At 71.5% G+C, this 20,596-nt stretch carries 19 protein-coding genes and 3 tRNA genes; 12 read left to right on the top strand and 10 right to left on the bottom strand.

Going from position 1 to position 20,596, the window contains the following annotated elements; all coding sequences use genetic code 11:
• Positions 1-77: 77 nt before the first annotated feature.
• Together dcd and Bequi_RS02885 are read left to right on the top strand one after the other, a co-directional pair.
• Positions 78-668 carry a dCTP deaminase gene (dcd, locus tag Bequi_RS02890; protein ID WP_249736444.1) on the top strand — a complete coding sequence of 197 codons (591 nt, stop codon included), beginning with the start codon at positions 78-80 and terminating at the stop codon, positions 666-668.
• Entirely contained in the window at positions 665-1,543 is an 879-nt protein-coding gene (locus Bequi_RS02885; RefSeq protein ID WP_249736443.1) for a hypothetical protein, read from the top strand. Before dcd ends, Bequi_RS02885 begins: the two co-directional genes overlap by 4 nt.
• Before the next feature lie 17 nt (positions 1,544-1,560).
• Here the strand turns inward: Bequi_RS02885 and Bequi_RS02880 are convergent, their stop codons facing one another.
• Positions 1,561-2,922 carry an MFS transporter gene (locus tag Bequi_RS02880; protein ID WP_249736442.1) on the bottom strand — a complete coding sequence of 454 codons (1,362 nt, stop codon included), beginning with the start codon at positions 2,920-2,922 and terminating at the stop codon, positions 1,561-1,563.
• A gap of 101 nt (positions 2,923-3,023) precedes the next feature.
• Between Bequi_RS02880 and Bequi_RS02875 the strand changes: the two genes are divergently transcribed.
• Genes Bequi_RS02875 through Bequi_RS02850 form a run of 6 tightly spaced genes read left to right on the top strand, consistent with a single transcriptional unit; the run spans position 3,024 to position 9,953 of the window.
• Positions 3,024-5,960 carry a Na+/H+ antiporter subunit A gene (locus tag Bequi_RS02875; protein WP_249736441.1) on the top strand — a complete coding sequence of 979 codons (2,937 nt, stop codon included), beginning with the start codon at positions 3,024-3,026 and terminating at the stop codon, positions 5,958-5,960.
• Entirely contained in the window at positions 5,950-6,732 is a 783-nt protein-coding gene (locus tag Bequi_RS14345; RefSeq protein ID WP_347271961.1) for a Na(+)/H(+) antiporter subunit C, read from the top strand. Before Bequi_RS02875 ends, Bequi_RS14345 begins: the two co-directional genes overlap by 11 nt.
• Positions 6,729-8,291 (top strand): Na+/H+ antiporter subunit D, encoded by a 1,563-nt coding sequence (locus tag Bequi_RS02865; protein ID WP_249736440.1) that lies wholly within the window; start codon positions 6,729-6,731, stop codon positions 8,289-8,291. Before Bequi_RS14345 ends, Bequi_RS02865 begins: the two co-directional genes overlap by 4 nt.
• A complete protein-coding gene (locus Bequi_RS02860) occupies positions 8,288-8,824 on the top strand; it encodes a Na+/H+ antiporter subunit E (protein WP_249736439.1) in 537 nt (178 codons plus the stop codon). The genes Bequi_RS02865 and Bequi_RS02860 overlap by 4 nt, the downstream gene beginning before the upstream one ends.
• Entirely contained in the window at positions 8,821-9,366 is a 546-nt protein-coding gene (locus Bequi_RS02855; RefSeq protein WP_249736438.1) for an MrpF/PhaF family protein, read from the top strand. Before Bequi_RS02860 ends, Bequi_RS02855 begins: the two co-directional genes overlap by 4 nt.
• A complete protein-coding gene (locus tag Bequi_RS02850) occupies positions 9,363-9,953 on the top strand; it encodes a cation:proton antiporter (protein WP_249736437.1) in 591 nt (196 codons plus the stop codon). Before Bequi_RS02855 ends, Bequi_RS02850 begins: the two co-directional genes overlap by 4 nt.
• Positions 9,954-10,043: 90 nt before the next feature.
• On the opposite strand, the gene Bequi_RS02845 is transcribed toward Bequi_RS02850, so the two are convergent.
• The 4 genes from Bequi_RS02845 to Bequi_RS02830 form a co-directional block, all read right to left on the bottom strand.
• A complete protein-coding gene (locus Bequi_RS02845; RefSeq protein WP_249736436.1) occupies positions 10,044-11,261 on the bottom strand; it encodes a toxic anion resistance protein in 1,218 nt (405 codons plus the stop codon).
• 105 nt (positions 11,262-11,366) lie between these two features.
• Positions 11,367-12,257, bottom strand: a complete 891-nt coding sequence (locus tag Bequi_RS02840) for a hypothetical protein (RefSeq protein ID WP_249736435.1) — start codon at positions 12,255-12,257, stop codon at positions 11,367-11,369.
• Positions 12,254-13,849, bottom strand: coding sequence for a VWA domain-containing protein (locus Bequi_RS02835; RefSeq protein ID WP_249736434.1), 1,596 nt, complete (start codon positions 13,847-13,849; stop codon positions 12,254-12,256). The genes Bequi_RS02840 and Bequi_RS02835 overlap by 4 nt, the downstream gene beginning before the upstream one ends.
• 10 nt (positions 13,850-13,859) lie before the next feature.
• On the bottom strand, positions 13,860-14,999 hold the full coding sequence (locus Bequi_RS02830; RefSeq protein WP_249736433.1) for a hypothetical protein: 1,140 nt from the start codon (positions 14,997-14,999) through the stop codon (positions 13,860-13,862).
• A 183-nt stretch (positions 15,000-15,182) separates the two neighbouring features.
• On the opposite strand from Bequi_RS02830, the gene Bequi_RS02825 reads away from it, so the two are divergent.
• On the top strand, positions 15,183-15,464 hold the full coding sequence (locus tag Bequi_RS02825) for an acylphosphatase (RefSeq protein ID WP_249736432.1): 282 nt from the start codon (positions 15,183-15,185) through the stop codon (positions 15,462-15,464).
• A gap of 76 nt (positions 15,465-15,540) precedes the next feature.
• On the opposite strand, the gene Bequi_RS02820 is transcribed toward Bequi_RS02825, so the two are convergent.
• The 3 genes from Bequi_RS02820 to Bequi_RS02810 all read right to left on the bottom strand — a co-directional run bounded on the left by Bequi_RS02820 (position 15,541) and on the right by Bequi_RS02810 (position 16,172).
• Positions 15,541-15,613, bottom strand: a tRNA-Phe gene (locus Bequi_RS02820).
• A gap of 225 nt (positions 15,614-15,838) precedes the next feature.
• Positions 15,839-15,912 (bottom strand) — tRNA-Asp (locus tag Bequi_RS02815).
• A 187-nt stretch (positions 15,913-16,099) separates the two neighbouring features.
• A tRNA-Glu gene (locus Bequi_RS02810) sits at positions 16,100-16,172 on the bottom strand.
• 236 nt (positions 16,173-16,408) lie between these two features.
• Here Bequi_RS02810 and Bequi_RS02805 point away from each other — a divergent pair.
• From Bequi_RS02805 to Bequi_RS02795, 3 genes are read left to right on the top strand one after another with little or no spacing between them, the layout of a single operon-like run.
• Entirely contained in the window at positions 16,409-17,545 is a 1,137-nt protein-coding gene (locus tag Bequi_RS02805; RefSeq protein ID WP_249736431.1) for an LLM class flavin-dependent oxidoreductase, read from the top strand.
• Complete coding sequence (locus Bequi_RS02800) at positions 17,542-18,267, top strand: NADPH-dependent F420 reductase (protein WP_249736430.1); 726 nt, start codon at positions 17,542-17,544, stop codon at positions 18,265-18,267. Before Bequi_RS02805 ends, Bequi_RS02800 begins: the two co-directional genes overlap by 4 nt.
• Positions 18,264-18,644: a metallopeptidase family protein gene (locus Bequi_RS02795; protein ID WP_249736429.1), complete on the top strand. Its 381-nt coding sequence runs from the start codon at positions 18,264-18,266 to the stop codon at positions 18,642-18,644. Before Bequi_RS02800 ends, Bequi_RS02795 begins: the two co-directional genes overlap by 4 nt.
• Positions 18,645-18,673: 29 nt before the next feature.
• Here Bequi_RS02795 and Bequi_RS02790 read toward each other — a convergent pair whose 3' ends face one another.
• Together Bequi_RS02790 and Bequi_RS02785 are read right to left on the bottom strand one after the other, a co-directional pair.
• Positions 18,674-19,342 carry a response regulator transcription factor gene (locus tag Bequi_RS02790; RefSeq protein ID WP_249736428.1) on the bottom strand — a complete coding sequence of 223 codons (669 nt, stop codon included), beginning with the start codon at positions 19,340-19,342 and terminating at the stop codon, positions 18,674-18,676.
• A complete protein-coding gene (locus Bequi_RS02785) occupies positions 19,339-20,496 on the bottom strand; it encodes a sensor histidine kinase (RefSeq protein WP_249736427.1) in 1,158 nt (385 codons plus the stop codon). The genes Bequi_RS02790 and Bequi_RS02785 overlap by 4 nt, the downstream gene beginning before the upstream one ends.
• Between the last annotated feature and the right edge of the window lie 100 nt (positions 20,497-20,596).

Raw genomic sequence — 20,596 nt, 5'->3', positions numbered from 1 at the left:
GCATAGCGCGCCCGGCCTGGGAGACGGAAACCCGCTGGCCGCAGGCCCGTTGCGGCTCCGGGCGCTACAGTGGCCGCGTGCTGCTCAGCGATCGCGACATCCGTGCCCAGATCGAGGCCGGGAGGGTCCGACTGGACCCCTTCGACGCCGCGATGATCCAGCCTGCGTCCGTGGATGTGCGGATCGACAGGTTCTTCCGGCAGTTCGACAACCACAAGCACGCCTTCATCGACCCCGCCGTCGAGCAGGCAGACCTCACCCGCGAGGTCGCGGTGGAGCCCGACGAGCCGTACATGCTGCACCCCGGGGAGTTCGTGCTCGCCTCGACGTACGAGCAGGTCTCGCTGCCGGATGACGTCGCCGCGCGCCTCGAGGGCAAGAGCTCGCTGGGCCGCCTCGGACTGCTGACCCACTCGACCGCGGGGTTCATCGACCCCGGTTTCACGGGCCACATCACTCTCGAGCTCTCCAACATGGCGACCCTCCCGGTGGCGCTGTGGCCCGGGATGAAGATCGGCCAGCTGTGCTTCTTCCGGCTGTCCTCGGCCGCCGAGAACCCCTACGGCAGCGCCGGGAACCTCAACCGCTACAGCGGCCAGCGCGGCCCGACGGCCTCGCGCTCGCACCTGAACTTCCACCGCACCCGCATCGAAGCGGACCGCGGGTGAGCGGCGCGGCTGCGGAGATCGCCCAGCACCGCCTCGAGCTTCCCGCAGGCACCGATCCCGCAGCGGTGCTCGCCATGATCCGCAGCGTGCGCCCGGATGCACGCGAGGATCTCGAGGGGATCGACCTCGGCGGGGGAGCGCGGCTCGTGCAGGACGCGGCGACGCCCAGCGTCTGGACCCTGCACGCTCCCCGCTCGCGCGAGGCCCAGGATCCGCACCCTCCGCCCGACTCCCGCGGCTACGCTCGTGCCTTCCCGCTCGGCATCCCCTTCGGCGAGGAGCGCGAGCTGCTGGACCTCGCCGTGTCGCTCGCACGCCGCTTCCGGGGTGCAGTGGTGACGGACGGCGGGGAGCGCCTGGCCCCGCACCCGTTCTCGGTGCGCGACCTGAGCGTCGTCAGCCCGAATCCGCTGATCGCGGGGGATCTCCTGGCGCTGCTGCAGGCCATCGAGCCGGAGGCGCACCTGGAGGTCCCGCCGCCCGGGGTGGACACCACCGGCTACGTGATCGCGATCCCGCTCTCCCTGCGCGCGCAGGACGACGCGGCCCTGAGCTTCGGCACCGATCCCACGCAGATCGGCCTGCCCGCCGACGAGCGCGAGGACGATGAGCTGCTCGTGCGCCTCGGCCCCAGCGTGAAGCCGGTGGCGCTCGCCGCCGTCCCCTGGCTGCGCAGGGCCGTGGACTACCAGATCGTGCACCTGCTGGCCGACGAGCCCGAGGAGTCCCTCGAGCGGCCCTCGCCCGAGATCGCGGCGCGCTGGGAGCAGGTCTACCGACGGGCCGGGCGCATCGCGGGCGTCATCGTCGAGGCCGTCGGCGGCTACGTGGTGGATCTCGAGGGGTTCCTGGTGGACCCCGCCGACCTCGTCTGAGCGGCCCGGCCGGAGCCTCAGCGCACGAGCGCCCCGTCGGCCGCGGGATCCCCGGCCCGGCCCGCTGCGCCCAGCCGGATCGGCACGAAGGCGATCAGCCCGAGCATGATCACGATGAGAATGCCGAGGATGCCCATGCGGGTGTCCCCGAAGAGCCCCACGGTGATCGCGAACGCGGCAGTGCCGAGGAACCCGAGGGCCCGGCCCGTGGTCGCGTAGAGCCCGAAGTTCTCGGTCTCCCGGCCCGGCTGCGAGAGGCGGGTGAGGAGGGTGCGCGAGGAGGACTGCACGGGCCCGACGAACAGGCAGATCGCGAGACCGGCCGCCCAGAACACCGCCTTCGAGTCGAACGCCAGGATCAGCGAGCCGACGGCGATGATGCCCGCGCAGCCCGCGATGATGATGCGCCGCGGGCCGAAGCGGTCGTCGGCCCGGCCGCCCAGGAACACGCCGAACCCGGCCACGAGGTTCGCGGCGATGCCGAAGACGATCACCTCCGTGGTGGAGAAGCCGTAGGACACGGCGGCGAGCACGCCGGCGACGCTGAACACCGCGCCGAGGCCGTCGCGGTAGATCGCCGAGGCCACGAGGTAGGCGAGCATCACGGGTTCCTCGCGCAGAGCGCGCGCGGCGCGTCGGCCGATCTGGGCGTAGCCCTGCCACGGGGTCCAGCGCTGCGGGCCGCCCGCGCGCGGGGGATGCCGCGGGGCCCACAGCATGAGCGGGAGCGTGCCCGCGAGGATCCACAGCGCGACGAAGATCGGGATCGCCCGCAGGTTCCAGCCGTTGTCGGACGTGATGCCGAGCAGCCCGGTGCCGGGCATCACGAACAGCACGAGCACGAGGGCGAGGCACCCGATCGAGCCCCAGTACCCGACCGCCCACGCGGTCCCGGAGACCCGGCCGCGGTTCTGGGGCGTGGAGATCTCCGGCAGCACCGAGTTCACGAACACGCCCGCGAGCTCGGAGAAGACGAGCGCGAGCGCGATCAGCGCGGCGCCGAGCCCGAGGTAGGCGCGGTCGTAGGCCACGAGGGGCATCAGCGCGACCGCCGCCACGGTCGCGAGCGTGGTGATGCGCAGGAGCGTGTTGCGCGCGCCGCGCGCGTCGGCCAGATTGCCCAGGAGCGGAGCGAGCAGGGCGATGACGACGGCGCCCGCGGCCTGCCAGCTCGAGAGGACCTGCGCGCCGTGGGCCTGCGCGGCCGTGATCGCGGCCTCGCCCTCGATGCCCGCCGCGGCGACGCCGCTGGTGACGTAGGTGGCGAAGACGAACGTGAGGATCACCGAGCTGAAGGCGGACATCCCGCCGTCCCACAGGGCGAAGGAGACGACGGCGCGGCGCGGGGCAGGGGCCGGCGCGGCGGAGAGGGAGGACATGCGCACACTCTAGGCACCGCCGGTCCCGGGCGGGCCAAGGGCGTCCAGGCGGGCACGATAAACTCGCCTCATCCCCCTACGCCGTCTCGGATGGAGACTCCGTGCTTGCTGTCCTGTTCGCCCACTTCGCGGCCGCCCTGATCGGCGCGCCGCTGGTGCGGGCTCTGGGACGCAATGCCTTCTACATCCTGGCCCTCGTGCCCGCCGTGAGCGCGCTCTGGCTCGCCGTGCAGAACCCCTTCGCGCTCGCCCATGCGCCGCTGGAGACCGCGGTCCCATGGATCCCCGTGTTCGACATCGAGCTCGCCTTCCGCCTCGACCCCCTGAGCTGGGTGCTCGCGCTGATCGCGACCGGCATCGGCGCCCTGGTCCTCGCGTACTGCGCCCGCTACTTCAAGGACTCCGAGCCGGGGCTCGGCCGATTCGCCGCCGTGCTGACGGCCTTCGCCGGGGCGATGGTCGGCCTCGTGCTGGCCGACGACGTCATGATGCTCTACCTGTTCTGGGAGCTCACGACGATCTTCTCCTACCTCCTGATCGGCCACTACGCCGAGAAGCAGTCCTCGCGCCGCGCCGCGATGAACGCCCTGATCTCGACGACCGCGGGCGGGCTCGCGATGTTCGTCGGCCTGCTGATGCTGGGGGAGCGCGCAGGGACCCTGCGCATCTCGGGAATCCTCGACTCCGGCATGTGGAGCGGGGCCGACGCCTACGTGCTCATCGCGACGCTGCTGGTCGTCGCCGGCGCGGTGAGCAAATCGGCGATGGTGCCCACGCACTTCTGGCTCCCCGGGGCGATGGCCGCGCCCACCCCCGTCTCCTCCTACCTCCACGCGGCAGCGATGGTGAAGGCCGGCATCTACCTGATCCTGCGCCTCGCCCCGGGTATCGCGCATCTGCCGAGCGTGCAGATCATCCTCTGCGTGCTCGGCGGGGCGACGATGCTGCTCGGCGGCTGGCGCGCCCTGCGGCAGACCGACATCAAGCTCCTGCTCGCCTACGGCACCGTCTCCCAGCTCGGATTCCTCATGGCGGTCGCGGGCCTCGCCACGCATGATGCGGTGCTCGCCGCGACGGCGATGCTCATCGCCCATGCGGTCTTCAAGGCGCCGCTGTTCATGGTGGTCGGCACCATCGACAAGAAGTTCGGCACCCGCGATCTGCGCATGCTCGCGGGCGTCGGGCGCGTCGCCCCCGTGGTCGCCGGCATCGGCATCCTCTCCGCCGCCTCCATGGCCGCGGTGCCGCCCCTGTACGGCTTCCTCGCCAAGGAGAGCATCTACACGGCGCTCTGGTACGGCGGCACCTGGCAGCGCGTGCTGCTCGGCGTGCTCGTCGCCGGCTCGGTGCTGACGGTGGCCTACTCGTGGCGCTTCGTGAACGGCGCCTTCGGGTCCGCACGCGGAGCCGCCCCGGTGCGGGCCGCCGCGATCCCCGCCGGGTTCTGGCTGCCGCCGGCGGCGATCGCCGCGGCGACCCTGGGCCTGCTGGCCCTCGCGCATCCGCTCGAGGAGGTGCTGCGCGAGATCGCGGGCGCAGTGCCCGGCCCCGACAACGGCGTGCATCTCGCCGTGATCCCGCACTGGGGAGTGCCGCTGCTGCTGAGCGCCGTCACCCTCGGCGCAGGCGCCGCGCTGATCGCGCTCGCGCGGCCGTTCGAGAAGCTCCAGCGCGCCGTGACCCCGGACCGCTGGGCCGGCGGCCGCCTCGCGGAGTGGACCGACGCCGAGCGCGGATTCCGCCGCCTCATGCGCGGGGTCGACCTCGTGGCCGTGACGATCACCCCGCTGTACCAGCGCGGATCGCTGCCCTTCACCCTCGGCACCGCGTTCGTGGTGCTGATCGCGCTGACCGCTCCGATCCTGCTCAGCCAGGCCCCGCTGCCCGCGAACATCGTCGCCCACAGCTCGCCGGTGGAATGGCTGCTGCTCGTGATCGCGGCGATCGCGGCGATCGGCACCGCCCGCTCGCGCCGGCGCCTGCGCGCCGTGCTGCTGGTGACCGTGACCGGCTTCGTGGCCGCGATCTACTTCATGCTCTGGGGCGCTCCCGACGTCGCCACCACCCAGGTGCTGGTGGAGGCGATCATGACGGTCGTGCTGGTGCTGGTGCTGCGCCGACTGCCCGTGCACTTCTCCCGCCGCCCGCTGCGACTGGACCGCTGGGTGCGCTGGGTCATCGCGATCGGCACCGCGGCGGCGCTCGTCGGCGTGACCGTGTATGCGGCCGCGGCCCGCACCGCCGCCCCCATGGGCCCGCAGATGATCGAGCCGGCGTACACGATCGGCGGCGGCCACAACGTCGTCAACGTGACCCTGGTGGATGCGCGCGTGTGGGACACGATGGGGGAGATCTCCGTGCTGCTGGTGGTCGCCACCGGCATCGCCTCGCTCGTGTTCGTCACCCAGCGCGAGACCCGCGTGGCCCGCGCCCGCGACGTCAAGATCGCGGGCAACGGAGGCATCTGGCGCCGCACCGCCCGCGAGAACCTGCCCCGCAACGTCCTGGACTTCGATATCCGGCCCGAGGAGGTCACCGGCAACCGCTGGCGCACGTGGCTGTCGGCCGGCCGCACCCTCGCGCCCGAGCGCCGCATGGTGATCCTCGAGGTCCTCACCCGCATCGCGTTCCCGCTGATCATGATGCTGTCGATCTACCTGCTGATGGCCGGGCACAACGCCCCCGGCGGCGGGTTCGCCGGCGGCCTCGTCGCCGGCCTCGGCCTGACCCTGCGCTACCTCGCCGGCGGCCGCTACGAGCTCAACGAGGCCATGCCCCTGCAGCCGGGACTGATCCTCGGCAGCGGGATGGCGCTCGCCGTGGTCTCGGCAGTGCTGCCGCTGCTGCTCGGCGGCAACATCTTCACCACCGCGACGCCCGTGCTGCACGTGGCGCTGCTGGGCGAGGTGCACCTGCCGAGCGCCCTCGTGTTCGACGCCGGCGTGTACCTCGTGGTGGTCGGCCTCATGCTCGACATCCTCCGCAGCCTCGGCTCCCAGATCGACAAGCACCAGGAGGCCGAGCTCGATGCCCGTTAGCCTCGCCCTCATTCTGACCGCCGGCGTGATGATCGCCTGCGGCATCTACCTCATGCTCGAGCGCACCCTGACGCGCATCATCATCGGCTTCGTGCTGCTGGGCAACGGGGTCAACCTGCTCTACATCATCGCCGCGGGCCCGCGCGGTCTCCCGCCGTTCGAGGGCACCGGGGACCCCTCGGAGATGTCGGACCCTCTGCCCTTCGCGATGGTCCTCACCGCCATCGTCATCACCCTCGGCGTGACGGCGCTGGTGATGGCGCTCGCGTACCGCGCCTGGCAGCTGTTCGGCCATGACGAGGTGCCCGACGACGTCGAGGACCGCCGGGTGCTGCGCCGCTCGCGCCGCCGCAACGGGGGCCGCGGACAGTCCGTCGGCTGGGCCGACGCCCTCGACGAGGACGCCCGCCGCGGCGCCCTGGCCGTGAGCCAGGGCCTCGGGCGCCCGACGGGCGGCGACGGGGACGACGACGATCCTCTGTCCTCGGACCTCTCGAGCCCCGAGGACGCCCCCCAGGACGCCACCGAGGCCGACGAGTGGGAGGACGACGGCCCCGACGATCCCGCCGACGGCTTCGAGGACCCCTCGGCCCAGTGGCACGGCTCCGGCCCGGCGGCCGCCGAGACCCAGCACGGGATCCTCCCGGGGACCGGCCCGGCGACCGACGCCGGCGACCACGAGGAGGAGATCGACGAGATCGAGACCCTCGACGAGCACCCCGCCACGGCCGATCCGGCCATCGCCGCCCAGAAGGAGGAGGAGCGCCCATGAGCATCGAGATGCTGCTCGCCCTGCCCACCCTCCTCCCGCTCGGCGGCGCCGCCTTCGCGCTCCTGCTGCGCCACCACGTGCGCGTGCAGCTGTGGCTGACGATCCTCACCCTCGCCGCGATCCTCGCGGTGTCCCTCGTGCTCGCCTTCCACATCGCGGACGTCGGCACGATGGTGCTGCAGATCGGCACCTGGACCCCGCAGCTCGGGATCGTGCTGGTCGCCGACCGCCTCACCGCGCTGATGCTGGTCATCTCCAGCGCCGTCACCCTCGCAGTGCTCATCTACTCGAGCGCGCAGGCGGTCTCCGAGAGCTCCGACAAGGCGCCCGTCGCGGTCTTCCACCCCACCTATCTGGTGCTCGTGGCGGGGGTGAGCAACGCCTTCCTCGCCGGCGACCTGTTCAACCTCTACGTCAGCTTCGAGATCCTGCTGGCAGCGAGCTATGTGCTGCTCACCGTCGGCGGCTCCGCGAGCCGCATCCGCGCGGCGACGACCTACGTCATCGTCTCGCTCATCAGCTCGGTGATCTTCCTGGTGGGCGTCGCGGCGGTGTACGCGGCGGTCGGCACCGTGAACATGGCGCTCGCCGCGGTGAGGCTGGACCAGCTGCCCGACGGCACCCGCATGGCCCTGGAGCTCGTGCTCCTCCTGGCGTTCGCGATCAAGGCCGCGATCTTCCCCCTGAGCGCCTGGCTGCCCGACTCCTACCCGACGGCCCCCGCGCCCGTGACCGCCGTGTTCGCGGGCCTGCTGACGAAGGTCGGCATCTACGCGATCATCCGCCTGGAGACCCTGCTGTTCCCCTACTCGCAGCTCGAGAACCTGCTGCTGGCGGCCGCCGGGCTCAGCCTCGTGGTCGGGATCCTCGGCGCCGTCGCGCAGACCGACCTCAAGCGCGTGCTGTCCTTCACCCTGGTCTCCCACATGGGGTTCATGCTGTTCGGCATCGGCATGAGCACCCGCCTCGCGATGGCCTCGACGGTCTTCTACGTCGCCCACCACATCACCGTGCAGTCCACGCTGTTCCTCGCGGCCGGGCTGATCGAGCGGCGCGGCGGCACCACGAACCTCGCGCGCCTGGGGGGCCTGGCGAAGACGGCGCCGCTCATCGCGATCCTGTTCTTGATCCCCGCCATGAACCTCGCCGGCATCCCGCCGATGTCCGGGTTCATCGGCAAGGTGGGCCTCGTGGAGGCGGGCATCGAGAACGGCACCGCCGCCTCGTGGACCCTCGTCGGCGTCAGCGTCCTCACCAGCCTGCTCACGCTGTACGCGATCGCGAAGGTCTGGAACCGCGCGTTCTGGCAGAGCCCGCCCGAGGACATGGCCTCCGACCCCGCCCCGATCCCGAAGGTCATGCACGGCGCCACCATGGCCCTGGTGGGCCTGTCCCTCGTCTTCACCTTCGCCGCCGGCCCCCTGCTGTCCTTCGCCGACGACGCCGCCGTCTCGATCATGGACCGCAGCCCTTACGTGAGTGCAGTCCTCGGCGACCAGGCGGCCGGCGACCTCGTGTACCGGATCGACGATGACGGCGGCCGGGTGGTGGAGCGATGATCCAGCGCGCACGGCGCCTCGCCGATCACTGGCTCGACATCCTCATCGCGGTCGTCTTCTGGTGCCTGCTGTGGGGCGGCTTCTCCTTCCAGGACATCGCCGGCGGCCTCCTCGCCACCGCGATCGTGCACATCCTGTTCCCGATGCCCTCGATCAGCCGCGAGCTGAGCCTGCGGCCGCTGGCCTTCATCTGGTTCGTCGCGAAGTTCCTGTTCGACATGGTCGTCTCCGCCGTGCAGATCGCCTGGTACGCGATCCGGCCGGGAGAGCAGCCGGGCGCGTCCGTGATCGCGGTCCAGATGGCCTCGCGCTCCGATCTGTTCCTCACCATCACCGCGGGCCTCTCCACGCTGATCCCCGGCTCCGTGGTCGTCGAGGCGCAGCGCGGCACCGGCACGATCTTCCTGCACGTGATCGGCGCCGAGACGCCCGAGGAGGCGGAGGCCGCCCGCGTGCGCGTGCGGGAGCAGGAGCACCGGCTGCTGCGGGCCCTCGCGCGCCGCGACGTCCTGAAGGAGGCGGGTCTGGCATGAGCATGACCTTCTGGCTCATCGTCATGGCCTGCGGGCTCGGCATCGCCGCCGTGATCACCGTGGCGCGCATGATCACCGGGCCCACGATCCTGGACCGGGCCGTCGGCTCCGACATGATCCTGGTGCTGGTGGTCGCCGCGCTCGGCCTCTACACGGCCGCGAGCGGCACCGCCTACGCGATCCCCGCGATGCTCTCGCTGACGGGCCTCGGGTTCCTCGGCACCCTGGCCGTCGCCCGCTTCGTGGGCCGTGAGGCGACGCCCGGCGAGTTCCAGGGGCAGGACGCTCGCGGCGACGCGGGGGATCCCGCGCATCTCGCTGACGCGCAGGCGGCTGGCGAGCAGTCGGAGGCGGCCGGTGATGCGGAGGTTGCCGGCGAGGCGGATCCGATCGACGGCGCGGAATCGGCCGAGGACGCACCGCATCGCACCGGCCCGGAGCCGGGGCCCTCGGAGGAAGTCGGCGCGGACGCCGCGAGCGGCGGTCCGATGCCCCGCGGCGGCACGGTGCGCGGCGCGTCCGAGGAGGAGGGAGTCCTGTGAACGCAGCAGATGTGATCGGCCTGGTCCTCATGGGCGCGGGCGTCACCCTCGCGATCATCGCCTCGATCGGCGTGCAGCGATTCCGCGACGTGCTGATGCGCATGCACGCGGCGTCGAAGACCCAGCTGCTCGGGCTGCTGCTGATCCTGGCGGGTGCGGCCCTCATCGCGGGCAGCTGGCCCGTGGCGGGGATGCTCCTGGTCGTGGTGCTGGTGCAGATGGTGACCGTGACGATTTCCAGCACGATGGTGGGCCGCGCCGCGTTCCGCCGCGGCTTCGTCAGCGGGCTGCACTACGCGGTCGACGACCTCACCCCGAGGCTCGCCGACGACATGGACGAGGACCTCGACGACGACGGCTTCGTCGACGAGCTCGACTCCGGGACCGGGCGGGACGAGGACTCCGCCGTGCCCACGAACGTCGTCTCCCACCGCCACGGCGACTCCGATCTCACGATGCGCAGCGCCTGGGACGAGCCGGAGCACGAGTCCGAGGAAGTGGACGTCACCGTGGACATCGACCTCGAGGACGAGACCGAGGCCGAGCTCGAGCCCCTCCTGGAGAGCCTGCGCCAGAACCGGCGGTGAGTCTGGCCCGTTCGGAACGGCGAGTGCCAGCCGGCGAGGCGAGAACGATCCATTTCGCCTCGCCAGCTGACACTCGCGATGGGCCCCGGCTCAGTCCTCGATCTCGAGGAGGTCGGAGGCGGAGCTGATCTGGCCGATCTGCTCATCGGCCGTGCCCTGCATGCGGCGCATGTAGGGCTGTGCGCGCTCGACCTGCTTCTCCAGCTCGGAGACGGTGATCAGGAAGTTCTCGTTCGCCTTCGTGCGGAACGCGTCGATGCCGTCCATGGTGGTGAACAGCGAGTCGAAGGCCCGCTGCAGGGTCTCCGTGGCGACGCCCGGGTTCGAGGCCTGCTCCTGGATGCGCACCGTGTTCGAGGCGAGCATGTCGGAGGTGCGGTTGATGAGGTCGTTCGTGGTCGCGTTGATCGCGTCGATCTGGTCCAGGACGATCTTCTGGTTCTCGAGCGCCTGCGCGGTCATCACGGCGGTGCGCAGAGCGGTGACCGTGGTGGTGCGCGCCCGCTCGACGCCCTGCATGAGCTTGGTGTTGTTGTCCTCGATGAGGCCCATCGCCATGTAGGCCTGGACGGTCACGGCGATCTGCGTGGTGATGTCCTGGCGGCGCTGGCGCACTGCGAACAGGACGTCCTTCTCGAGCCCGTCGGCCACCTCGGTCTTGCCCGCGGCGCGCGCCTCGGAACCGCGGCGCACCACCTGGTCGTCCAGCAGGCTCAGCAGGTGCGCGGCCTTCTGCAGGTTGTGGAGGTCCTCCCACAGGGTGCGGCGCTCCACGGCCAGCTCGGCGTTGTCGCGCAGGAGCATCTCCTGGCCGTGGGCGAGAGAGGTCAGCACGTGGGAGAGCTGCTTCTGATTGGACTCGTAGCCGCGGAAGTAGCGCGTGACGGCGTTCATGCCGGGGATGATGGAGAGGGCGCGCTGGGCGAAGGTGTCCTCCGTCGGCGCGAGATCGTCCATGGTGGTGCGGAGGTTCACCAGGTCCTGGGCGACCTTCGCCTGGCTCTCGGAGCCGGAGCCCTTCGCACTGCGCAGCGACTGCGACATGAAGCGCGAGGACGTCCCGCCGGTGCTCTCGAAGGTGCGGCGGGCGACGTTCCCGATCGCGGTGACCTGCGCCTTGAACTCCTGGGAGTGCGGGTTCATCGAGGTCACGGTGTCGAGCCACGTGCTGGCCTTCGCCTCGAGGTCCTGCTGCTCGGAGGCGGGGAGGTCGGAGAGCAGCTTGACGGCCTTCTCCTCGCTGATCTGCTCGACCGGCTCGGCGGGGACGATCTCGGGCGCGGGTGCGGGAGGGGTGAGCTTGTCCATGAGGATCTCCTTTCCGCCCTCGTGGGCGGTGCGGTGGGTGCGAAGGTCGGCGGCCGACGGCTCAGGCGGGTCGGACGGAACGGACAGTGCGGATCATCGGTCGGGTCAGGCGTCGAAGATGGGGTCGGGGCCCTCGGTCGCGAGCCGACGGCGCAGGAACTCGCTGTGCACCTCGAGCTCGCGAGTGCCGCTCTTGACGATGTCGCGCTCGATCGCCTCGAGCCCCTCGCTGAGGGAGCGCAGCTCGCGACGGACGGTCTCCAGGTTCGCGATGGCCTCGCTGCGCGCGGTGCCGGCGAAGGAGGCGAGGAATCTGAGGTTGTCGCTCGCGGAGTCGAGGAGATCGGGGATCCAGCGCTCGGACATCTCCCCGAGGATGATGACGTCGCCGTCGAACGGCTCGCGCTGCTGGATGCCTTCGGTGTTCACGAGCGCGGCGATCCGCACGAGCAGGGCGTCGGCATCCTGGAGGACGGGCGCGGCGACCGGATCGGGGGAGGCGCCCCGCAGGGTGCGCACGCGCTCGCGGGCATCGGTGACGTTCTGGAGGACCTGCTCGAGCGCGGCGCGGGTCTGCTCGGTGATCGACTCGGCCGAGGCGACCAGCGCGGAGCGCTTCGGGCGCAGCGCCCGCATCACCAGAGCCGTGCCGCTCGCCATCGCCGACCCGACGGCCACCGCGACGACCGCGGTGTCGATGGGGCCGGCGAACACGTTGCCGAGGCCCAGCACGAGGCTCGTCAGCGCTGCGAGGCCGCCCGAGACGATCGGCACGCCGACGCCCAGCACTCCCGGTCCTGACGTCGGCTCCTCGATGGTGCCGACGAGCGCGCGGGAGCCGCTGCCGGCGAGGGAGCGCGAGGAGGATCCGGCCCGGGCGGCCTCGCCCTGCGGCCCCCAGTGCCCGCGGCTCTCGTCGGTCGCCTTCCAGGGCAGGGGCTGGTCGCCCGGGCGCACGGGCTCGCTGCCGGACGGCTCTGGATGGGATGTGCTCACAGGTACCCGCGGATCTCTCGGAAGGCGGCGGTCAGGTCGTCACCGGCGTCGAACACGCGCCCGCCGGTGAGCTCCGTCAGGTCGGCGAGCTCCTGGGAATCCGCTTCGCCGAAGGCGATCGCGAACACCGGGATGCTGCCGCCGTCGGAGCTTCCCGCACTGTACTCACCGGCGCTGTAGGCCTTCCGGAAGTCCGCCAGATCCATCCCGGCGGTGTTCTCGCCGTCGGTGAAGACGACCACGGAGGTGAACGTCTCGGGCGTCGCCTCGCCGGCGGCCTCCTGGAGGATCTGCGCGAGGGAGGAGTAGATGGCGGTGTCGCCGCCCGCCTCGAGGGAGTCGATCATCGCGTCCATCTCGCGGTGCACGCCGGCGGGGTCCTGGTCCTCGCTCAGGCTGAAGGTGTGCGCGGGACCGAGCACGGAGTCGAACTCGCGGATGGTGAGGGTCTCACGGGGCTGCAGCGCCAGTAGCGACTCGTTCGCCGATTGCGCCTCGCGACCGGTGAGCACGCCGAGCGCGGTCTTCAGCGCCTCCAGGCGCTCTCCGGCCATCGACCCCGAGGTGTCGATCTGGAACCACATGCGCGAGGGCTTGCGGGTCTGCTCGAACCAGGTGCGCAGCAGGGCCTGCACGGTCTCGAGCGAGGCGGGATACGGGGTTTCGAAGACCACGGCGTCCCCGGCGGTGGTGGTGGAGGTGCGGCGCCGGGTGGTCTCGGCGATGCGGCGCTGGATCTCCTCGCTGCTCAGGTGCGCGACGATCGCCTGATATGCGGTGCGCGCCTCCTCGCTCGCCCCGCTCAGCAGGGTGAGGGGGTAGTCGGCGGTGACGACGCCGTCGGACGGCGCGATGAGCACCAGGGGCTGGCCGCCGATGCTCATCCCGCTCAGCACGCTCTCGTAGTTGAAGATGCCGTCGGCCGCGCCGGGGTTCTCGGCGAAGCGCTCGGCGAGCCAGCCCGAGCTGCCGGCGGTGAGCGCATGCCCGGCGGAGAAGGCGGTCAGCGGTTCGACGACGGCGGGGATGTCGGCGGCGGCGAGGGCCGTCCCCGTGCCGGAGAGGGCCGTCGCGGCCTCGAGCAGAGTGGAGAACCCGGAGTTCGAGGACAGCGGGCTCGTCATCCCGAAGGTGAGGCTCCCGGCGCGCACCGCCTCGATGAGGTCCTGCCACGAGGGGGGCTGCGCGGCGCTCCACCCGAGGCGGGCGGCGGCCTCGGACGTGAGGCCGAGGACGACCGGGGAGCTCATGATCGGGCTCTGCTGGTCGATGAGCGCGGCGGACTGCTGGAAGAGCGAGAGGTAGTAGTTCGAGGGGAACCATGTCGCCTGGTACTCGCCCGGACCGCCCGAGACGAGAGCATCGGTGCCGTCGAGAGTGCCCTGGTAGGTGATGTCCAGGGCGTAGCCGATGGACTCGGCCATCTCCGCGAGGAGCGGCTCGAGATCGCGGATCTCGGAGCCCGCGAGCACGGTCAGGGTCTTCTCCTCGCTCACATCGCCCCCGCCGGTGCAGGCCGCCAGCGGGAGCACCGCGGCGGGTGCGGCGGCCATCAGCACGCTGCGGCGCGAGATCCCGGCGGTCGATGGCACCGGGGCGGGCTCAGGGCGTCTGGATCTCATAGCGGCTCCCGATGGTCTCGAGCAGGTAGGTCATGATCTCGTAGCTGGGCATCTGGGCGAGGTCGACGAACTCCCCGGCCGGGCGGTAGGAGCCCTGCAGGCCGTGCTCGGCGACGACCTGGTCGAACACTCCGGCGTTCGGGCCGGAGGTGCGGAAGCCGTGCTCGGCCAGCAGCCGCGCGAACTCCGGATCCTCGCTGAGCAGCTGCATCACCGCATCGCCGCCCTCGGAGAACGTGACCCCGGTGTGGGTGGAGAAGATCGTGGGGGAGGGGTAGGCGAGCACCATCTGGTCGGTGATCCGCGAGTTCTCCCGTGCCTGCTCGGCGAAGAACTGCCCCTCGTAGATCACGACGAGCGGCGCTTCGCCCGCGCCGCGGCTGAGGTACCGCTCGAAGGGGCCGGCCGAGGAGGACTGCGCGTAGCCCTGCCCGATGAACAGGCGGCTGAGCTGGTCGACCTGCGCGGAGGCCTGCTCAGGGGTGCTGACGACCTCGTCGCCGTTCAGCGAGTAGCTCGCCAGCGCCATGTACATGCCCGCTGAGTTCGAGGAGCGGATGTCGGTGGAGGAGAACAGCACCGAGCGGCTGGAGGGGTAGGCCTCGCTGCCGGCGAGCTGGTTCCAGCGGGTGTCCTGGGAGACGAGGGCGAGGTAGGCGTCCATGTCGATCTGCCAGGTATCGCCGACCTTCGTCGCGACGCCGTTCTGCGCGAGCACGTCGAGCACGGGCTGGAAGGTCGCGATCGCGATGGGGGAGAAGAACGGCGTGGAGACCGATCGGGTGGCATCCGGGTTCTCCTGCTGGATGCGCCTGCCGGCGACGTCCGAGGCGGGGAACGCGAAATCATAGGTCTCGGTCAGCCCGGGCTTGCGGCCCATCTCCCAGGAGCCCGCGGTGTCGACGGTGACGGCGAGGTCGTGCTTCTCGAACAGCGCGATCACCTCGGGGTCGCGGAAGAAGTCGGCCTTCTCGCTGCCGACGATCCCGCGCACCTCGACGGTGCTGCCGCCGAAGGGGTTGAACCCCGTGGAGCGGCTGAAGTACGCCACGCCGAGCAGCACCACGAGGACGATCACGATCGCCCCGCCGATGATCCCGGCCGTCGCCTTCGATCTCATCCGGCCCCCTCCAGGTGGGTGATCGTCTCTGATGCCTTCAGCGTAGTGAGCGCGCCGACATTCCCGAAAGATCGGGGACCCGGCGGTGACGCCCGGGTGAACGGAGGGTGGACGGCCCCTTCGACCGCTCCCGGAGCCGCCCGAGTAGCCTGGCACCACCTTCTACGGAGAGAGAGCAGCGCGATGGCGAAGCGGGTGCGGGCCGACGTGACCGGCCGGGTGCAGGGTGTGGGCTTCCGGTACTCGACGCAGGCGAAGGCCAGGGAGCTCGGGGTGCAGGGCTGGGTGAAGAACCTGCTGGACGGCTCCGTGCAGTTCGAGGCCGAAGGGGAGGATGCGGCGGTCGACGCGCTCGTGGAGTGGGCGCACCAGGGCCCGGTGTCCGCTTGGGTGAGCGGGGTGCGGGTGCGGGAGGTGCCGGCGCGCGGGGCGGAAGCCGACGGCGGCTTCGCGATCGCGGGTTGAGGGGCGGGCGCGAGAGCGCGCACCGGGCCCGGACAGCGAAGAACCCCTTCCATGTAGAAGCTAGGAAGGGGTTCAGTGGCTCCGACCGGCGTCGATCCGGTGACCTTTCGATTTTCAGTCGAACGCTCTACCAACTGAGCTACAGAGCCGTGGTCGCGTCAGCGACCGGGAATCATCGTACCAGCGCTGCGGGGCCTGGCCTACCGCCGGCGGCCCAGTGAGAGCGAGGCCACCTCGACGGCGTCGGCATCGGCGTCAGCGTCGGGCGAGCTGCGCGCGCGGCGGGACGCGGTCCGGCGCCCGGGCGCCGTGCCCCGCGAAGCGCTCGCCCACGCAGAAGGCCCCGGAGCACTCGCTCCGGGGCCTTCTCTGTGCGACCCTGACCGGACTTGAACCGGCGACCTCCGCCGTGACAGGGCGGCGCTCTAACCAACTGAGCTACAGGGCCAAACCGTCGAACTCGCTTGCGCGTTTCCGACCTCGATAACTCTACCGGAGGTTTCGGGGGCCCCGCGCCAGATCGGCTGTGAAACAGATCGCACGCCGCAGGTGCGTGCGCGGCGGGCGGTCCGACGGCCTCCCGGGGCGCAGAAGAGGCCCGCCTGCAGAGCATTCTCTGCGGGCGGGCCTCGCGGTACCCCCAACGGGGTTCGAACCCGTGTCGCCGCCGTGAAAGGGCGGTGTCCTAGGCCACTAGACGATGGGGGCCTGCCAGGGATCATACCGGGAGGATCGCTCCGCGGCCTCACTCTCACGTGCCGATGCGGTGCATGCGACAGGCTCGCCGGGTGTCTTCCCGTCGCGCTCGACGCGTGCGTCTCCGGCTGCACCCCGCCGCTGAGCGCCCCGCGCCGGGAATAGACCCCGCATCGCGATAGTTGAATCGATCAACTACATTGTTGGCAGGCGATCCGCCCGCCGCGACCCTCCCGAATCGAGGAACCATGAGCACCTCCGACCAGCGCCAGTCCCAGACCGAGCCCGCTGCCGCCGCCCCCGGCACCGGCCCCACCACCGCGCCCGGGACCGGCACCCTGACCTTCGGCCTGAACACCTTCGGCGATATCCCCGCCGATGCCTCGGGAGAGCTCATCTCCCACGCCGCCGCCCTGCGCGCCGTGCTCGAGGAGGGCGTCATCGCCGACCAGACCGGGGTGGATGTCTTCGCCGTCGGCGAGCACCATCGCGAGGACTTCGCGATCTCCAGCCCCGAGACGCTGCTCGCGGGCATCGCCGCGCGCACCGAGCGCGTGCGCCTCGCCTCGGCCGTGACGGTCCTGTCCAGCGACGACCCCGTGCGCGTCTACCAGCGCTTCGCGACGGTCGATGCGATCTCGAACGGTCGCGCGGAGGTCATCCTCGGCCGCGGCTCCTTCACCGAGTCCTTCCCGCTGTTCGGCTACGACATGGCCCACTACGAGGAGCTGTTCGAGGAGAAGCTGGACCTCTTCGTGCGCCTGCTCGACGAGGAGCCCGTGACGTGGAAGGGCCGCCACCGCCCCGCGCTCACGAACGCTTCGGTGTTCCCCACCACGGAGCACGAGCACGGTCTGCCCACGTGGATCGGCGTCGGCGGGTCCCCGCAGTCCGTCGTGCGCACGGCCCGCTACGGCCTGCCGCTCATGCTCGCGATCATCGGCGGCGAGCCCACCCGCTTCGCGCCCTACGTCGACCTTTACAAGCGCGCCGCGACCGAGCTCGGCCAGCAGCCCCAGGCCGTCGGCATGCACTCCCACGGCCTCATCGCCGAGACCGACGAGGCCGCGCTCGCGCAGCACTTCGCGACGTACAAGACGATGATGGATCGCATCGGCAGCCAGCGCGGCTGGCCGCCGCTGACGAAGGAGGCCTACCTCTCCGAGGTGCGCGACGGCGCCCTCTACGTCGGCTCGCCGCGGACCGTGGCCGAGAAGATCGCGCGCAACGTGCGTGCGCTCGGCGTGGACCGCTTCGACCTGATCCACACCGCGGGCCCGATCTCCCTGGAGGCCCGCCGCACCGCCGTCGAGCTGTACGGCACGCAGGTCATCCCGATGGTGCGCGAGATGCTCGCCGAGTCCGACGGGACCGCGCGCGCATGAGCGGCCAGGCACCCGCCACGGGCTCCGCTGGAGTACCCGCCCGCATCGGGATCATCGGCGCGGGGAAGGTCGGCACGGTGCTCGCGCGCCTCGCGCTCGGCGCAGGCCACGAGGTGCTGATCTCCGGCTCCGGCGACCCGGCGAAGATCTCACTCATCATCAGCGTGCTCGCGCCCGGCGCCCGCGCGCTCACCACCGCCGAGGTCGCGCGCGAGGCGGACCTCGTCATCCTCGCGCTCCCGCTCAGCCGCCTTCGCACCCTCCCGGCCGAGGACCTTGCCGGGAAGGTCGTGATCGACGCGATGAACTACTGGTGGGAGACCGACGGCGAGGATCCTCAGCTCGCGGGCCCCGCCGCCTCCACCAGCGAGCTCGTCCAGGCGCACCTGCCCGGCGCGCAGGTCGTGAAGGCCTTCAACCACATGGGCTACCACGATCTCGACGAGAAGGGTCGGCCCGCAGGGCACCCCGAGCGCCTCGCGATCGCGCTCGCCGGCCCCGCCGGCGCGGTGGAGGTCGCCTCGGCCCTCGTCGAGGAGATGGGCTTCGATGCGCTCCCCATCGGGGAGCTGCGCGAAGGGGTGCGACTGCAGCCCTTCAGCAGCGCCTTCGGGGCGGCGACCGCCGCCGGCCCGCTGCGGGAGCTGATCGAGGGCTTCGGCGAGACCGAGCGCGGCCGCGAGGTCCTGGCCGCGCTCGCCGAGGGGGAGACCGGCGCATGATCTCCATCAGCCCCGCCGAGTTCGAGGAGGCGGTCGATGACGCCCTGGACTCGCTCCCGGATGAGGTCGCCCGGGCGATCGCCGAGTCGAACGTCGTGATCCTCGTCCAGGAGGAGCCGGATCCGCAGGCCGACGGCGCCGGCCTGCCGGGCGGGACCGAGCTGCTCGGCGTCTACCACGGCATCCCGCTCGACCAGCGGAGCGTCTTCGACGGCTTCGCCGAGCCCGACCGGATCCTCGTCTTCCGCGGGCCCCTGCAGCGCCTCGCCACGAGCAGGGAGCACCTGGTGCGGGAGATCCGCGTGACGGTCCTGCACGAGCTCGGGCACCTGTTCGGCATCGAGGAGTCGCGGCTGCACGAGCTCGGCTGGGGCTGAGCTCTTCCCGGCAGCTCCGCCGGGCCCCCTCAGAGAACCGGGTCGTCCTTGTCGGCGAGCCCGGCCTCGTGCGCGATGATCGCGATCTGCACGCGGTTGCTGCAATCGAGCTTCGCGAAGATCTTCGAGATGTGCGCCTTCACGGTGGCCTCGCTCATGAACAGGCGCTGGCCGATCTGGGCGTTGGAGAACCCGCCCCCCACGCTCGCGAGCACCTCCCGCTCGCGCTCGGTGAGCAGGGCGATGCCGGGGTGCTCGCCGCCGCGCGCACCGGGGTTCGCGCTCGAGAAGTGGGAGAGCATGCGGCGGGTGACCGTCGGCGCGAGCATCGCATCGCCGCCCGCGACCACGTGCACGGCGCGGATCAGATCCTGCGGGGGAGTGTCCTTCAGCAGGAACCCGCTCGCCCCCGCCTCGAGCGCCTGGAAGACGTACTCGTCCATGTCGAACGTCGTGAGCATGATGATCTTCGGCGGGTTCGGCTCGGCCACGACCGCACGGGTCGCGGCGATGCCGTCGAGCCGGGGCATCCGCACATCCATGAGGAGCACGTCGGGGCGGTGCTTCTGCACCAGCGTGACGGCGTCGGCGCCGTCGGCCGCCTCCCCGACCACCTCGATCCCGGGGTCGGCGCCGAGGATCATCGCGAGCCCCGCGCGCACCAGGGAGTCGTCGTCGATCAGGGCGATGCGCTTCATGCGCTCGGCTTCGGCCACGGGATCACCGCTCTCACTGTGAATCGTCCATCGTCGGTCGGCCCGGAGGTGATCGTCCCTCCGGTGTGGGTCACGCGGGCTTCGATCCCCGACAGCCCCATGCGGGCGCCGGGCAGATCGCTCGCGTACCCCTTGGGAAGCATATTGCTGATCTCCACCAGCAGGTCATCGCCCGGCTCGCCGATCAGCGCGACCCGCGCCTTCGTGTGGCGCGCGTGCTTGTGGACGTTCGTCAGCCCCTCCTGCACGACCCGGAACGCCGTGCGGGCCAGGGCGTCGGGGACGGGAGCGTCGATGAAGTCGAACAGCTCCACCTGGATCCCCGCCTCCCGGCTGCTCGCGACGAGCGAGCGGACGTCCTCCCAGGTGGGCTGGGGTGTCAGGGGAGCCTGCTCGCCGTCGCCCCGCAGCACGCCGAGCACCTCGCGCAGCTCGGCCAGGGCATCGGCCGCGGTGGAGCGGATGAGCCCCGCCGCGCGCACGACGTCCTCGCGCGCCAGGTGCGGATTGACCTCGAGCGCACCGGCCTGCAGGGCCACCAGCGAGATCTTGTGCGCGACGATGTCGTGCATCTCGCGCGCGATGCGGGTGCGCTCCTCGCGCCGCGCCGCCTCCTCGGCCGAGGCCCGATGCTGCTCGGCGTCCTCCGCGCGATTGCGCAGTTCGGTGAGCAGCTCGCGGCGCGCCCGTGCATAGAGGCCGAGCGCAGTCGCGCAGAACGCCGCCACCACGATGATCGAGCCGATGAGGAGCCGGTCACTCTTCGCCGGGAGCAGGGTCGGCAGTGCGAGGCTGAGGGCGCCGAGCGCGGTGACCGACCAGATCGCCGCGCGCGAGCGCGCGCGATCGGCGAAGGCGTACGTCGCGACCGTCAGCACCACGAAGGAGAACCCGATCGCGTTCAGGACCAGGAGCGCCGGCAGCAGCCAGCGCCAGTGCCGATGCCGCAGCAGGAGGGCGAGCCCGCACGCGAGCCCCGCGACCGGGGTCACCCACAGACCGATCGCGGCGGGCAGCAGCCGGCTCGCGGGGGAGTAGTCGGCGGCCCAGAAGGAGAGGAGCGCGTCGAGCACGGCGGCGATCGCGATGGCGATCTCGGCCCAGAGCCGGCGGGGCGGTGCGGCGCTGTGCTCCATGCCGTCCACTGTATCCAGCGCACTCGCGCGCCCGGGGCCGCAGCGGGACCTGCCGACCCTCGGCGCCGCGGATCCGGGCGAACGTCGGATCCGGGGGATC

This window comes from Brachybacterium equifaecis, from assembly GCF_023509525.1.
Lineage (GTDB): Bacteria > Actinomycetota > Actinomycetes > Actinomycetales > Dermabacteraceae > Brachybacterium > Brachybacterium equifaecis.
The sequence above is the reverse complement of the archived record's forward strand: the minus strand, read 5'-3'. Positions and strand labels throughout refer to the sequence as shown.

Coding starts and splice junctions, on each gene's coding strand:
- Bequi_RS02800 (WP_249736430.1), top strand. CDS start 17,542: ATGAGCGGCCAGGCACCCGCCACGGGCTCCGCTGGAGTACCCGCCCGC.
- Bequi_RS02805 (WP_249736431.1), top strand. CDS start 16,409: ATGAGCACCTCCGACCAGCGCCAGTCCCAGACCGAGCCCGCTGCCGCC.
- Bequi_RS02785 (WP_249736427.1), bottom strand. CDS start 20,496: ATGGAGCACAGCGCCGCACCGCCCCGCCGGCTCTGGGCCGAGATCGCC.
- Bequi_RS02830 (WP_249736433.1), bottom strand. CDS start 14,999: ATGAGATCGAAGGCGACGGCCGGGATCATCGGCGGGGCGATCGTGATC.
- Bequi_RS02865 (WP_249736440.1), top strand. CDS start 6,729: ATGAGCATCGAGATGCTGCTCGCCCTGCCCACCCTCCTCCCGCTCGGC.
- Bequi_RS02825 (WP_249736432.1), top strand. CDS start 15,183: ATGGCGAAGCGGGTGCGGGCCGACGTGACCGGCCGGGTGCAGGGTGTG.
- Bequi_RS02880 (WP_249736442.1), bottom strand. CDS start 2,922: ATGTCCTCCCTCTCCGCCGCGCCGGCCCCTGCCCCGCGCCGCGCCGTC.
- Bequi_RS02845 (WP_249736436.1), bottom strand. CDS start 11,261: ATGGACAAGCTCACCCCTCCCGCACCCGCGCCCGAGATCGTCCCCGCC.
- Bequi_RS02855 (WP_249736438.1), top strand. CDS start 8,821: ATGAGCATGACCTTCTGGCTCATCGTCATGGCCTGCGGGCTCGGCATC.
- Bequi_RS02795 (WP_249736429.1), top strand. CDS start 18,264: ATGATCTCCATCAGCCCCGCCGAGTTCGAGGAGGCGGTCGATGACGCC.
- Bequi_RS14345 (WP_347271961.1), top strand. CDS start 5,950: ATGCCCGTTAGCCTCGCCCTCATTCTGACCGCCGGCGTGATGATCGCC.
- Bequi_RS02860 (WP_249736439.1), top strand. CDS start 8,288: ATGATCCAGCGCGCACGGCGCCTCGCCGATCACTGGCTCGACATCCTC.
- Bequi_RS02790 (WP_249736428.1), bottom strand. CDS start 19,342: ATGAAGCGCATCGCCCTGATCGACGACGACTCCCTGGTGCGCGCGGGG.